The sequence below is a fragment of the Chondrinema litorale genome, from assembly GCF_026250525.1.
Lineage (GTDB): Bacteria > Bacteroidota > Bacteroidia > Cytophagales > Flammeovirgaceae > Chondrinema > Chondrinema litorale.
Genome location: NZ_CP111053.1, coordinates 100,503 through 113,645 on the forward strand (window position 1 = coordinate 100,503; position 13,143 = coordinate 113,645).

Sequence of the window (13,143 nt, forward strand, 5' to 3'; positions counted from 1 at the left end):
GTTTAAAATTTTATACTTTAAACCTGATATACAGGCTCTTTTTCTTTATTGAGCAATGCATTGAGTATACCTGTAGCCGATACAAATGTAAACAATAACAAATCAAGTCTAATTCCAAAATAAAAAGAAGGAATTACCCCTAAAAGGGATAAAATAAAGACGAACATGGAAAAAGATGTAGCATATGGCATTACTTTCCCAGTGTGTTTTCTAAGAAAAATTCCAGTGAAAATCATGGGTGCCATTAGCGCAGTTCCGGCAAAACTTGTTCGCGCCAATAAAACCAGTTGATCGCTACTTATTAAAGAGAAAACCAATGCCACCAAAGCAAAGAAAACAATACCTATCCGCGTGATTTTAAGCATTTGTTTATCCTCTCCATCTAACAAAGAGCGCAGCTCACCACCTAAGGCAAAAATCTGAGAGTCGGAGGTAGAAATGGCAGCAGCAATTAAACCTATTATGGCAAAAGCTGCGATAGACTGTGTCTGATCATCAATAATCACTTTACTAATAAAGTCGGCAGTGGATAAATCGGGATACTTTACAGCTCCATACATTCCAATAAGCATGGTTGGTAATATAATTACAATGGCAAAAAAGCCAACACCGATCGCCATTCTAAACAGAGAGTTATTGTCTTTCATGATGATGATTCTAGTCGCCACCTGAGGTTGTGTAAATGGAATCATGATAATCGCTAGAAAAGAAGCGAACAAAAACTGTGGGGTAAACAAACCTTGCGGCCCCGGCACAGACAACAACTCACTTTTGGTTTTCTCTACTTGCTCAAACATGGCTTCCATATTTCCGAAGTAACTGAGGCAATTATATCCGATCACACAAATCACAATTAAGAGAAGAATTCCTTGTAACATATCACTATAGATAATCGCCTTTAATCCTCCTGTTTCGCTGTAAAGTAACATCACCAAAATCATGAGTGAAGCCCAACCCCAAACAGGCAAAGTATCTGGAAAAGTAGCATGTAAAAAAATGGCGATTCCTCTTATTTGGATTGAAACATAAGGTGTGAGAAATATAAAAGCACCGATAAAGGTAACATAACCGGCAAACTTGCTTTGGAAACATTGCGCCATTAAGCCAGACATGCCTTTAAAATTATTAACTCGTGCTTTCTTGCGTACATACAAGCCCAACCAGACAATTAAAAAGACCATTGCCGTATCTGAAAATGCCAGAAAAATCCATGAACCCACACCATGAGTTCTAAAAAAATCGGGCATTCCGATTAAGGTAAAAGTACTGAAAAGTGTAGCGGCAAATGTAAACATACCCAATACAGAACCCACTTTTGAGCCAGCCAATAAATAGTTTGAGGTACTCTTTTCTTTTTGTCTTGTTAGTAATGATAAAATAACCAAGGCAGCCAAATAAATAGCCGCTATTATAATGAGTGTTTGTATCATTCTGAATCTGTTTTTTGACTATCTGGATGAAATCGTGTAGCGAAATAGGTGAGTAACACCAAAATAATACTTACTACAATGCCCAGCCACAATGTGTAAGGCATACCTAAAATGGAAGGCACAAACGTTCCCGGTGGAATAACCACCGTTGTGAAAGTTGTTGCCATAAGCATTACAGCCGTAACTTGACAGATTCTCCAGTAGAGTTGTTTATTGTTTTTCATTTTCATAGTCTTTGGATTGTCATACCGCCATCTACCATAAATACCTGACCCGTGGAGTAGGGGAAAGCACCTGTTGCAATAGCTGCTACCGTTTTGCCAATATCTTCTGGCAATCCCCACCGAGCTTGGATACTTAAGCCTTCTTCAAACATTTTATCATATTTTGCCTTTACTCCGGCAGTCATATCAGTTTGGATAACTCCCGGTCTCACTTCGAAAACTGGAATATCGAACTCACCTAACCTGCTAGCAAAAAGTTGAGTAAGCATTGCCAAGCCTGCTTTAGATAAGCAATATTCTCCGCGATTTACAGAAGCCACAGTGGCTGAAATAGAAGAGATTGTGATTATGGAAGCTTTAAATTCAGGGTTTTCTTCTTTTAATAAAACCATCCAATTTGCTACTGATTGAGTGAGAAAATAAACTCCTTTTAGATTGATATCCATCACATAATCGTAGCTGTCTTCTGTAGTATAGAGAATATCATTTCTCAGTTTGGGAGCTACTCCGGCATTGTTTACCAATAAATTCAGGTAACCAAACTCTTGTTTCACTTTGCCCAAAATGTTGGCTCTATCTTCAGTTTCAGCAATATTTCCTTGGCAGTAAATCACTTTTATATCAAACTCTCGAAGCTGTTCTAAAACCTGACTTACTTTTTCTTCTGGTCTTACTCCGTTTATTGCGATATTGAAACCTTTCTTTGCCAAAGCTTCTGCAATGCCTAAGCCGATACCACGACTACCACCAGTAATTAATGCAGTTGGTTCCATAGCCGATTAAGTTAAATCTGGAATTTTTACCCAAGCTCTTTTATCTGAACTCTCCAAACCTTTTTCTGCCAATTGAATACCTTTGGCACCTTCTAGTAAATCCCATTGGAAAGGGGTATCAGTCACCACATGTTTTAAAAACAATTCCCACTGCACCTTAAAGGCATTTTCGTGCACTTCTTGCTCTGGTACTTTGCTCCAATTATCATAAAAGTTTATTGGCTGATCTATGTCTGGATTCCAAACTGGTTTGGGTGTGTTTCCATAATGTTGGATGTAGCAATGACGCAATCCTGCAACCGCTGAACCTTTTGTCCCATCCACCTGTAAAGTGAGTAAATCATCTCTGCGCACTCTTACAGTCCAAGAAGAATTAAAATGGGCAATTACACCAGATTCCAGTTCGAAAGTAGCATAAGCGGCATCATCAGCCGTGCAACGATAGGGGTTTCCATTTTCATCTACTCGCTCAGGAATATGAGTTACGCCCAAACAAGAAACAGCTTTTACCTTACCAAAAATATTGTCTAACACATAGCGCCAATGGCAAAGCATGTCTACGATTATTCCCCCATCTTCTTCTTTTTTGTAGTTCCAACTTGGTCGCTGTGCAGGCACTGTATGACCTTCAAATACCCAATAGCCAAACTCTCCCCGAACAGAAAGTATCTTGCCAAAGAAATCATTTTCAATCAATCTTTTAAGCTTTAGCATTCCGGGTAACCAAAGTTTGTCTTGTACCACGCCATGTTTTACACCGTATTCTTTGCACATTTTATACAAGCTCAAAGCTTCTTCTGTACTCACTCCAACCGGCTTTTCGCAATAGACATGTTTGCCAGCTTCAATGGCTTTGCTCACACTCGGATACCTTCTTCCGGTTGTTTGTGCATCAAAATAGATTTGGTAAGAGGAATCTTTTAAAGCTGAATCTAAATCTGTGGTAATGTTGTCTATACCAGAAAGTTCTGCTAGTTTTTTTAGTTTGTTGAGGTTTCTTCCAACGAGCAGTGGTTCAGGCATAATGTACTCATTCTGATTGAGTGCAACGCCTCCTTGCTTCCATATGGCGACAATTGAGCGCAGCAAATGCTGATTGGTGCCCATTCTGCCGGTAACCCCATTCATGATAATACCTACCTTGTGAATTTTCATATTTACTGTATTTGATAATCTTTATAAGCTTCTATAATTTTCTTCAAAAAGATGTCCTGATCCATCTGCCAGAATTTATTGGAGAAGATTTCGACTTCGTGATAGCCCGAAAAACCAGCATCTACTACCCACTTTTTAATATTTGAAAGTGGAATACAACCTTCGCCCATTAAACCTCTATCGTTGAGCATATCCACTGTTGGCACAGACCAGTCGCAAATGTGAAAAGCGAAAAGGTTTCCATTTTCTCCACATCGTTTTATCTCATTTTCCAGATTATCATCCCACCAGAGATGGTAAACATCCACTGCGACACCCACATAAGGCGAATTAATTGCCTCAGCTATATCATTTGCCTGTTTGAGCGTATTGATGGCAGAGCGAGTATCTGCATACATCGGGTGCAATGGCTCTATAGATAGTTTTACATTTAATTTTTCTGCCAATGGTAAAAGTGCTTCAATACCTGCTTGAATCTGCATTCTAGAATTTTCTAAGCTTTGCATCGGCTCAGCACCGCAAACCAAAACCAAAGATGGAGCTCCCAATGCGGCTGCATCTTCCATCATCTTTTTATTCTTCTTAATTGCCTGCTCTCTCTTTGCTACATTGATTGATGGGAAAAATCCACCTCGTACATAAGAGACTATTTCTAAGCCATGTTCGCGAATGAGTCTGCCGCTTTTTTCAGCACCAAGTTTTAAAGTGCTATCTTCCCAAACAGAAATACCTTTTACACCAGCTTCTGAGAACTTTACTACCGCTTCTTCCAGATTCCAAGGTTTGGTAGTAATTGTATGAATGCACAAGTTTTCCATCTTTACAGGCAATTAAAAAATGTATAATAAGGCTCACCTTTAAGCAATCTATAAGCATACAACATCAGCTCTCTGGCGTGATAATCTCCCCACATCGAAGATTCTCCATTGGGTATTTTGCTTCCTTCTGGAATGTAATCCCAACCATTTGGATGGTGATAAATAGAGTGCAAAATCAAACCCTGATGTGCTTCTGATTCACTCAAATAAGGGCTTTTGAGCAAAGTATCTACTATTTCCCAGCCAGCTTCTTCGTACTTTTCATAAACGCCATTCCCTTTTAATTTAAGATAATTTCCTAGTCTCAATAAAGCCTGTGCACCAATGCAAGCTGCAGAGCTATCGACTGGTTCCACGTTGTTATATGGGTTAGAAATCTCTTTATAACAGTCAGCAAGTTTATACAAATTGGGTGCACCTGTATCCCAAAAAGGAATACCATCTGCCATTGAGTGTTTTATGTAAAAATCGCAAGTAGATCTGGCAGCTTTTAAGAATACATCTTGTATAGTTCTTCTACCTCCAAAAGGTCGCAGCTCATCATCACTTAAAGTATCCAAAAACTCTAACTCTTCTGCAAAGCCGAGCATTGCCCAACTTAAACCTCGTGTCCAAGTGGTAAACCCCGTATAGCCTTGCTGTGAATTCGGGCAGCGGTAATTGCCATCATTTACATTAAAAATACATTCGTGCGCAGTTCGTCCCCACAAATCATAAATGTCCCTGTCTTCTCCATAAAAAACTGAATACTGAGCCGTAGAAATTGCATGGTTAATAGCCCTGCGCAACAAACTTATCTTTCTATCATTTTCAATCATCATCTGATGACCTAATACATAACCCAACATCAAAACCCGCACAGATCTAATGGTATCTACAAATAAGGAGTGAGGTCCATTGAAAGAATAGATAAATCCTCCGCCCTTAATTTTTGTCCATCTGCCAGCTTGTACAGTTGCGGAAACTTTAAGCGCCAATTCGTAAAAATCTTTCTCCCATTGGTTATAAGGAATCTTCTCTTCTTTCATCAACCTGAGTAAATTCCCATAAGTGCTGATGTTATTAAAACCATGATCGTGCACACCTGTATGGCTCACATGCGAAGCCATTTTTTCTACAGTGTTCTTTTTTGCTATCTCTAAAAATTGCGAGTCTCCGGTAATATCAAACTGCAAAGCAGCAGAGCCATATTGGAAGCCTTGTGTCCATTCTGTCCAGCCTTTGGTGGTGTATTTGCCTTTTACGGTAAACACTGGTGAGCCTTTCGATACATCGTATACCTGCTCAATTGATAGTATTTTTTTACCAGATAAATCCCAAAATCTTTCGATTGCTGGCAATAGTTTCTCTGGTACTATTTTATCTTCCAAATTCATATTCTTTCTTAAACATTGCTATTTATTAAATATAACAAAGTATTAAATGAATTGAAATGGATAATTATACAAAATTATGGTACTTTTTTGCCATGCTGTTTCTAAAGTAGGTTGGGGTTAAGCCAGTCTTTTTTCTAAACACACGACTGAAGTAGGAGGGGTCTTCGAAATTTAAGAAATGGGCTATTTCTTTATTAGTAAGCGAAGAAAAAGCTAACTGGCGTTTGGCTTCTAAAATGATTCTTTCTGTAATAATTTCTCCGGCAGTTTTTAGAGTGAGCTTCTTACAAACCTTATTTAATCTGATGGGATCAGTATCGAGTAAATCTGCATAGTCTTTTACCAAATGTGCTTTTTTGTAATTGCTTTCGACAGCCTTTTTAAAGCGATTTACTAACTGATACCGATTGTCTTTGCTCGTTTCTGAGATGATGGTTTCTTGAACAAATTCTCCCAGTTTCAATATAAAGATGTGTAGGTAATAATTGAGTATTTGTTGGGAGTGTTTTCCGTTTTGCTGAGATTCTCTAATCATTTGTTTTACAATGTTCAGAAAATCTTGATATGCCTGATTGCTAAGATTTATGATGGATTTGCTACCAATAAAATTATTGGGAAGCGCTGTGTTGTTTGCTTCATTATCTAGAAAAAACAAAGAGTGAAATTCTCTATTAAATGCGATAATGTAGCCATTGGTGTCTTTCGCTTTTTGCAGATAATGAATCTGACCCGGAACCACAATGTGGATACTTTCTGGCTTAATGGAATGGCTTATAAAATCAATTTCATGAATACCTGCACCATCTGTAAAAAGGCAAATTTCGAAGAAGTTGTGCCTGTGTCTAGCATTGGTTTCGTACGGTGCATACTCTACCAATGGGTCTTTTTCTGGACTCCCTTTCATTTGAAGAATCTTAAAAAAACCGCCACTATCTTCTTTGCTGGTTTTTACAATCTGGTAAACAGGTATTCGTCCCGACATATATCTTTTAAGTATATTTTAACTCAAAGCATTTCTGCAATAGTCGATACAACGGGCAACTTCTTTTACTGCGTTGGAATCTTCGGGAATTGCGTATTCTAGCTCTATGGTCGCCATAAACTTGTACTTTTCTTTCTTCATTAATTGCAGCACTTCGATAATTGGCGTATCTCCTTGTCCCCAAGGCAGATTATCACCATTGTTCTTTTTGCGGTCTTTAACATGCATGCTTAAAATGCGATCGTGGTGTTTTTTAATAAGAGGAATCGGCGAATTGTTGGTTCCTGCCACATAATGACCAATATCCAGATTTATCGCATTGTATTTTGAGTAATTGAGCGCATCGTCCCAACTGTTAAAATCAACTTTTGCGTGGTTGTGGTAACCAATTAAGCTTTTATGCTTATCTGCATATGGTGCTAATTTCTTTACAGATTCGTCTGAGCGTTCGAGTGTGATGCCTTTTGCTCCTAATGTTTTTGCCACTTTAAAACTATAATCGATCTCTTCGGGACTCATTCGATCGAGTGGGAATTTGGCAATTTCTATATTGATGCCCTCATTGTTAAACTTCTTGCGCAGTTCTTTAAACTTATCCATTGGAGCGGCTAATCTCCATGCTTTTAACTCTTCGGCATGTTTGGCTCTTTCTGCCTTTTCTACATCTGAAAGTGGGCCACGTTTCCAAGGTAATGGGGCAGGAGCACCAGCATAAGCCTCAATCGGGTCACCCATCAGTTCTACTGCTTTTAAATCTAATTCTGTGAGATAACCCAGTAAATCTTCGGCAGAACTTGGCATACTTCTAAAACTGTAAGTAATTACACCAAGGTTAATTCCTTCTACTTTAGTAACAAATTGGGTGGCATTTGTAATTGAGGGAAAAGCTGAAGAGAACAGAAAGGCACCAGCACCTATGCCCGCTTTTGCCAGAAACTCACGTCTGGCAAGCAATTGCTTTTTATCATTTTGCATATTTACATTATTTTGAATTCCAGAAGTTTATCTTCCAATGTGTATCTAATATACTAAAAAAGCCAGTGTTAAAAAGTACCCATATGGAATTAGAAAGCCGGGCTGGTTACTTAGAATACTGAAATGGGAAATTGAGGGAATAGATTTTAGATTCTCTAACAGGTTTTATTCCAGTGATTTTAATAGTTTTTGTAACTCAGCTTGTTTAAAAGCGAAATCTGATAGAGATAATGTATCGATTGTTGGAGTTTGGGTTGATAGTTTTTCTTGGTCTTCGGTACTTATTCTATTTGAGTTTATAAGTATTGATTTTGACTTTTTAATTCCGCTTTTTTCATCAGAGAAGTAGTAAGTACTTTCTACTAATTGATATTGATTTTGTTGCTCTACGAGCCAATCTAGAGATGTTTCTTTTAAAAATATAAGCTGATTTTGATAAATGATGTATTCTTCTATCCACTGACCATACTCTGCACTTTGATATTCATTTAACACTCTATAATCGCTTAATTCAGCATCACTGAAGACTATAATTTTTCCCCAGACATCTCCCGCTTCAAACTCCTTTACACTTTTCTCGATCAGTCTTTCTTTTAATTGACTAATTTGGCTTTCCCTTTTTTCAATCAAGTTTCCTTGAGCCAAAGTGCAAACTGGAATAAGCAAAATGATAAGGATGAATAATTTAGACTTCAAAATTTGATTTATTAAAATTTATACTGCGAAGTTGTCTAAAATAAAAAATAACAAATTAATCTAGTTGATTTATATATAATTTGGCATAATTACTAAAATTTGATTATTTGTTTTGTTAACTACTTTTCAAAATTCTACTTCCCTCAAATGATAGCTTTTTTTTCGAACTCGAAAATATAAGATTACAGGTCTTTTTGAGGAAAAGAATAATATTTTGGTTAAAAGCATTTTTACAGTATAACTACTTTAGACAACTTCTGCTTCATAAAGCTATTTTTTCTTATGAATCTCAAGTACTTCAATAGGTAATTTGTTTTCAGTTTGTTGTAGTTTTAAGCCATATTTAGCCAATACTTCATATAATGTTTCTGGTTTTTCATACTCCCATTCAAATTCAATATCATATTTACCATCTAAACCAGTTCTGTCTGCAACGATGATATTTTGCATATTTTCTAAATACAATATCAGCTTTTTTAACTTCTGATTCCTTCCTATATACTCATCTCCCCTAAACTCAAAATGTTCTTTGCTATTAGATTCTTGAAGTACATTATTGGTAATAGTTAATACATGAGAAGCCAAACTATCTACAGATTTTTCAGCATATATTTCAAAATTATTATTCATAAAATCTATAGCAGTTTCATTTATTTTATCTTCAAGTTCTGGAGATACTTCTATGCTAAAAATATATCTGTTACTAGAGTTAGAGTAAGTAAAATCTGATTCCTTTAATCCATCTTTAAAAATTAGCCTTTTATAACTTGTTATTTCAAAGATATCTTGAAATATACTAGGCAATGTATAATTACTATAAACAAAACCATTTAATTTTCCTTCTGCATTTTTTAGAGGTTGGCCATATTGCCTTGATGAACTATCATATGATTTGAATTCGATTTTCTTTTCTTTATCAACTTTTTCTATTAATAATATTGATTCAGAAATTTCTTCTTTGGGTAAACTCAAAGGTTTATCTGCTATCAATTCCTCAATAATATCAGTATTTATATTGAATGGTGACGTTATCCCTTTAATTACTCCATTTTTACCAATTAAAACTGAATGAGGGATCGTATTAAAAGGCATCATTTTAAAAAAAGTTGAATCACTAATTATTGGAAGCTTTGAGTTAGTATTTTCTATATATTTTAAAAGCCTTTTCTTGTCCTCAGGAGATACAGTAATAATATCTATTTCATTTTGGTATTCTTCTTTGAGACTATCTAACTTTTTCATTGCAGGTAAGCACGACCCACACCAAGTTGCCCATAGTTCTATTATTACTGGTTTTTCATCGGAATTTAAAAGAGAAAATGAAGTATTAGTGCTGTTTAATACCTCTTCAAAAACATAATCTGGTACCTTTTCCCCAACATTAATGATTGGTAGATTCTCAGTTAAAATGCTGTTATTGGGTTTTTCATTTGAACAAGAAATGAATGAAAACAATAAGATTGTGTATCCAAATGCGTAGATAAAATTAAGTCTTTTCAAAATTTATATTTTTAATTATAAACACTTACGCCTTCATAATGCTTTACTTAGAAAAAGGTACACATATCTATTAATATTAAATGATTATCCGTAAAGCTACCACAAAGTAAATAGGGTATGGTCTGCGCTTCGAAATTAGCTCAAAAACAGGTCATTATGGATAGTATTATTGAATTCATGTAAGCGTACCGCAATGAGCAGGTATGCCGTGAGCGTTTCAAGGAAATCAGGGATAAAGCAGGTGTTTGTTGCAAGAAATGCGGTAGCCAAGAGCATTACTGGCTAAATAGCAAGCAGATGTACCAATGCAAGTCATGCAGTTTTAGGACAGGCCTCCGCAGTGGCACCATCATGGAAGCTTCCAAACTTCCGTTTCGCTACTGGTTCGTTGCTATCTGGCTGATGGGCTGTAGCAAGAAAGGTTCTTCTGCCTGTAATGTGCAGAGGCAGCTCAATCATAAGCGCTATGAACCTATCTGGGCAATGATGCACAAAATACGCTCTGCGATGGGCCAACGGGACAACCACTACTTGCTGGGAGGCAATATTGAGGTAGACGAAGGGTTCTTTGAAACACTAGTACCCGAGGGGCAGAAGGAAGAGGAGAGAAAGCGGGGAAGGGGGAGCCAGAAGCAGACCATGGCGATGGTCTTTGCACAGACAGAGGTGGTGCTACAGCCTAAAAAACACCGCCCTTCTAAAAGGTGCAAGCTGTATGCGCTGATTTTACAGTAGAAACTGCTAGAAATACGATTACCCGGCATGTTGCCCAGAATGCCAAGATGATTACAGATGGCTATTCAACCTATCAGTCACTGGCAGGAGAGTTCGAGATGGATGTGGAAAAAGTGCCCTCAAAACAGGCCCATATCAAACTACCTTGGGTACATACAGCCATTGGGAATGCAAAGAAAGTCCTACAAGGGATATATCAGCATACAAGGCCAGGGTATCTACAGAATTATCTAGATGAGTTCTGTTACAAACTCAATAGAAGATACTTTGAAAATGATATTTTTGACAGAATATTAATTGCTTGTACGCTCACTTGAGCTTGTGGTAAGAATACGGATAATCATTTAATATTTTAAAAATTAATCATTTCAATTCCATTACATCAGTAGTTTGACTTGCTTTAGATGTTTTCCATAGGTATAAGTAATATTCATCATCACCCTCTAAACCATCTTTGCTTATAGAATCAAGATTTTTGTATAAGGTATAAAATCCATAAACCCCAGACTCTAAAGGAATGCTTATTTCATCATCCATTGAGTTTATGTATAGAATATTTGCAGTAACTTTTATCTCCGATTCATTTACTATATCCCAATTATCTAAGTTAATTTCTGGTTTTTCGGGATATATTTTAATGAAAAAAGGAACCGACATATTTCTCGCCGTACCAATTACGAATTCCTCCTTTTTTACTTGTAAAAGCCTTTTTAGTTCCTTCTCAGACCACTCTACACCAAGTTCTTCACTTTCTAAAGTTGAAGCCGTTTGCATATAGATTTGAAAATAATCTGCAAAAACTTCTAATTTATATTCATCAATATTTCCCACACGCGGACTACACGAACTTCCTATTAAGAGTAAAATCAAACAATAGTTTGCACAAAACTTCCTCATTCTATAAAAGATTCAAAATCTATATTTCAAATTGTATAATTTTTCCCTCAAGTGCAGAAAACCCATAAATAATATTATTATTAGAATTTTTTGAAATACATGTTACTGCTTCGCTAAGTTTATAACCCTTTACAAAATTTCCCTCCCAATCAAAAATGAGTAGTTTGTCAGAATAAGTTATACTTCCGGTATTACCTTTAGTTACTACTTTTCCAGAATATAAGGTATAAATATAATCTGCATCAACATCTATAGACCGAAAACCCATTTGATTACCTCCTTTTATTGCACTGCCATAGCCACCCCCAGCTCTATCGGCTACATATTTTACAGTTCCATATCGCAACGATTTCTCTTTTATCAAACTATTCTTATCAATTGAATAAATCTCCAAAAACGGTGTATTAGAACAAACCCAAACCATTTTTTTATCGATAATTCTCATTTGTCCTTGATAGGCCAATGCTTTAAATATATTTTCATTTTTGTCACTATTATCAAAATCAAAAACATTTTCTGAATCATAGTTAAACTTGTTGTCTTCTACATTAAAAGTTGCAAACCTGTAAGTAGATTCAAATACTCCAGAACCAATAAAAGTATTTTTATTTCCAGAAATATATTTAAACCCTTCCTTAAAACTAGTGGTAATTTTAGTAGGTAAGTAATTCCCTTTTCGCGCGATACATGAGTCTAAATTAAAAGCAAAAACAGCTTTATGTATGAAATCATATAATTCAAAACATTTCGCACAATGTTTACTTTTTACTAAAGTCATGGGCATTATCAACTCATTTGGACCTTTGCCATTAGTACCAGTTCTAATAATTTCATTAGTGCGCAAATCTAGAATTGTTACAAACTCATCTTGTGCTTGATCTAAAGCTATTATGCATGAGTCCATAAATATTTGCTGATAAACTGCCCCGAAGATGAGCTTTTGGTTAAATTCTTCTGAAAATGTAGCTTCACATTTTACATTCTCTAATTTAAAATTATCAAACTGATTTTTATGTTCTGAGCTTTCGGTGCAACTTATAACTAAACTGATTAGAAGTGTATAAAGACTAATTTTTTTCATAAGTGAATAGTTTGCTCAAACTTTCCTCATTCTATAAAAGATTCAAAACAATCGTAGTTTTTTTGCTTGTATATTTTACCTTCTTTTATCTGATAGAATTGAGCAAAATTGGCTTTCATTTTCAGTTAAATCTCTATCATTCATTTTATTTGATGCTATCGGATGTGAAATATCATTATTTATACTAAAATATGATTAATTTCTAATTATCCGAAACTGAAAATATAAATACATTAGAATCAATTGAGGAAACAAGAACTGCTTTTCAACTTGCTATAAAAGAAAACAGGTTTGATGACTTAAGACTGTATAGAATTAAAGATGTTAAATCTTTGACTCCAGATTGTGGAGTTTGGGAACCATTTAAAAAAGTAAGAGATATTCTAACTGGAAAATTAAAATTACATTATGACAGTTTAGTAAGACCTACAGAAACAATTACTGTAAGCTATATTAAAGCTTATGATTTTGGAATGAGCTATACTTGAGGAGTATACTTTT

At 35.8% G+C, this 13,143-nt stretch carries 15 protein-coding genes; 3 read left to right on the plus strand and 12 right to left on the minus strand.

All coding sequences use genetic code 11. From position 1 onward, the window contains the following. Positions 1 to 17: 17 nt before the first annotated feature. From OQ292_RS32530 to OQ292_RS32575, 10 genes are all read right to left on the minus strand, one after another. Positions 18 to 1,430, minus strand: a complete 1,413-nt coding sequence (locus OQ292_RS32530) for a sodium:solute symporter family protein (RefSeq protein WP_284688466.1) — start codon at positions 1,428 to 1,430, stop codon at positions 18 to 20. Next, on the minus strand, positions 1,427 to 1,597 hold the full coding sequence (locus tag OQ292_RS32535; RefSeq protein ID WP_284688467.1) for a hypothetical protein: 171 nt from the start codon (positions 1,595 to 1,597) through the stop codon (positions 1,427 to 1,429). Before OQ292_RS32535 ends, OQ292_RS32530 begins: the two co-directional genes overlap by 4 nt. A gap of 59 nt (positions 1,598 to 1,656) precedes the next feature. Then, positions 1,657 to 2,427, minus strand: coding sequence for a 3-ketoacyl-ACP reductase (locus OQ292_RS32540; protein WP_284688468.1), 771 nt, complete (start codon positions 2,425 to 2,427; stop codon positions 1,657 to 1,659). 6 nt (positions 2,428 to 2,433) lie between these two features. Then, positions 2,434 to 3,582, minus strand: coding sequence for a Gfo/Idh/MocA family protein (locus OQ292_RS32545; RefSeq protein WP_284688469.1), 1,149 nt, complete (start codon positions 3,580 to 3,582; stop codon positions 2,434 to 2,436). Between the two features lie 2 nt (positions 3,583 to 3,584). After that, the gene (locus OQ292_RS32550) at positions 3,585 to 4,400 is read right to left on the minus strand and encodes a sugar phosphate isomerase/epimerase family protein (RefSeq protein ID WP_284688470.1); all 816 of its coding nucleotides are present in this window, start codon (positions 4,398 to 4,400) and stop codon (positions 3,585 to 3,587) included. A 2-nt stretch (positions 4,401 to 4,402) separates the two neighbouring features. Next, positions 4,403 to 5,776: a glycoside hydrolase family 88 protein gene (locus OQ292_RS32555; RefSeq protein WP_284688471.1), complete on the minus strand. Its 1,374-nt coding sequence runs from the start codon at positions 5,774 to 5,776 to the stop codon at positions 4,403 to 4,405. Between the two features lie 64 nt (positions 5,777 to 5,840). After that, complete coding sequence (locus tag OQ292_RS32560; protein WP_284688472.1) at positions 5,841 to 6,758, minus strand: AraC family transcriptional regulator; 918 nt, start codon at positions 6,756 to 6,758, stop codon at positions 5,841 to 5,843. 18 nt (positions 6,759 to 6,776) lie between these two features. Continuing rightward, positions 6,777 to 7,733: a sugar phosphate isomerase/epimerase family protein gene (locus OQ292_RS32565; RefSeq protein ID WP_284688473.1), complete on the minus strand. Its 957-nt coding sequence runs from the start codon at positions 7,731 to 7,733 to the stop codon at positions 6,777 to 6,779. 165 nt (positions 7,734 to 7,898) lie between these two features. Beyond that, entirely contained in the window at positions 7,899 to 8,429 is a 531-nt protein-coding gene (locus tag OQ292_RS32570) for a hypothetical protein (RefSeq protein ID WP_284688474.1), read from the minus strand. A gap of 270 nt (positions 8,430 to 8,699) precedes the next feature. Continuing rightward, the gene (locus tag OQ292_RS32575; RefSeq protein WP_284688297.1) at positions 8,700 to 9,929 is read right to left on the minus strand and encodes a redoxin domain-containing protein; all 1,230 of its coding nucleotides are present in this window, start codon (positions 9,927 to 9,929) and stop codon (positions 8,700 to 8,702) included. Positions 9,930 to 10,154: 225 nt separating this feature from the next. Here OQ292_RS32575 and OQ292_RS41220 point away from each other — a divergent pair, with 225 nt between their 5' ends. Then, positions 10,155 to 10,664, plus strand: coding sequence for an IS1595 family transposase (locus OQ292_RS41220; RefSeq protein ID WP_431733800.1), 510 nt, complete (start codon positions 10,155 to 10,157; stop codon positions 10,662 to 10,664). Next, positions 10,634 to 10,981: an IS1595 family transposase gene (locus OQ292_RS32585; protein ID WP_284688299.1), complete on the plus strand. Its 348-nt coding sequence runs from the start codon at positions 10,634 to 10,636 to the stop codon at positions 10,979 to 10,981. The genes OQ292_RS41220 and OQ292_RS32585 overlap by 31 nt, the downstream gene beginning before the upstream one ends. A gap of 46 nt (positions 10,982 to 11,027) precedes the next feature. On the opposite strand, the gene OQ292_RS32590 is transcribed toward OQ292_RS32585, so the two are convergent. Together OQ292_RS32590 and OQ292_RS32595 are read right to left on the minus strand one after the other, a co-directional pair. After that, positions 11,028 to 11,561 carry a hypothetical protein gene (locus OQ292_RS32590; RefSeq protein WP_284688300.1) on the minus strand — a complete coding sequence of 178 codons (534 nt, stop codon included), beginning with the start codon at positions 11,559 to 11,561 and terminating at the stop codon, positions 11,028 to 11,030. Between the two features lie 19 nt (positions 11,562 to 11,580). Continuing rightward, on the minus strand, positions 11,581 to 12,642 hold the full coding sequence (locus OQ292_RS32595) for a BF3164 family lipoprotein (RefSeq protein ID WP_284688301.1): 1,062 nt from the start codon (positions 12,640 to 12,642) through the stop codon (positions 11,581 to 11,583). Positions 12,643 to 12,974: 332 nt separating this feature from the next. Between OQ292_RS32595 and OQ292_RS32600 the strand changes: the two genes are divergently transcribed. Next, a complete protein-coding gene (locus OQ292_RS32600) occupies positions 12,975 to 13,130 on the plus strand; it encodes a hypothetical protein (protein ID WP_284688302.1) in 156 nt (51 codons plus the stop codon). The last annotated feature ends 13 nt before the right edge of the window (positions 13,131 to 13,143 follow it).

Excerpts from the sequence above, each read along its gene's own strand:
- OQ292_RS32530 (WP_284688466.1), bottom strand. The coding sequence starts at position 1,430 with ATGATACAAACACTCATTATAATAGCGGCTATTTATTTGGCTGCCTTG.
- OQ292_RS32535 (WP_284688467.1), bottom strand. The coding sequence starts at position 1,597 with ATGGCAACAACTTTCACAACGGTGGTTATTCCACCGGGAACGTTTGTG.
- OQ292_RS32545 (WP_284688469.1), bottom strand. The coding sequence starts at position 3,582 with ATGAAAATTCACAAGGTAGGTATTATCATGAATGGGGTTACCGGCAGA.
- OQ292_RS32590 (WP_284688300.1), bottom strand. The coding sequence starts at position 11,561 with ATGAGGAAGTTTTGTGCAAACTATTGTTTGATTTTACTCTTAATAGGA.
- OQ292_RS32560 (WP_284688472.1), bottom strand. The coding sequence starts at position 6,758 with ATGTCGGGACGAATACCTGTTTACCAGATTGTAAAAACCAGCAAAGAA.
- OQ292_RS32550 (WP_284688470.1), bottom strand. The coding sequence starts at position 4,400 with ATGGAAAACTTGTGCATTCATACAATTACTACCAAACCTTGGAATCTG.
- OQ292_RS32555 (WP_284688471.1), bottom strand. The coding sequence starts at position 5,776 with ATGAATTTGGAAGATAAAATAGTACCAGAGAAACTATTGCCAGCAATC.
- OQ292_RS32565 (WP_284688473.1), bottom strand. The coding sequence starts at position 7,733 with ATGCAAAATGATAAAAAGCAATTGCTTGCCAGACGTGAGTTTCTGGCA.
- OQ292_RS32540 (WP_284688468.1), bottom strand. The coding sequence starts at position 2,427 with ATGGAACCAACTGCATTAATTACTGGTGGTAGTCGTGGTATCGGCTTA.
- OQ292_RS32595 (WP_284688301.1), bottom strand. The coding sequence starts at position 12,642 with ATGAAAAAAATTAGTCTTTATACACTTCTAATCAGTTTAGTTATAAGT.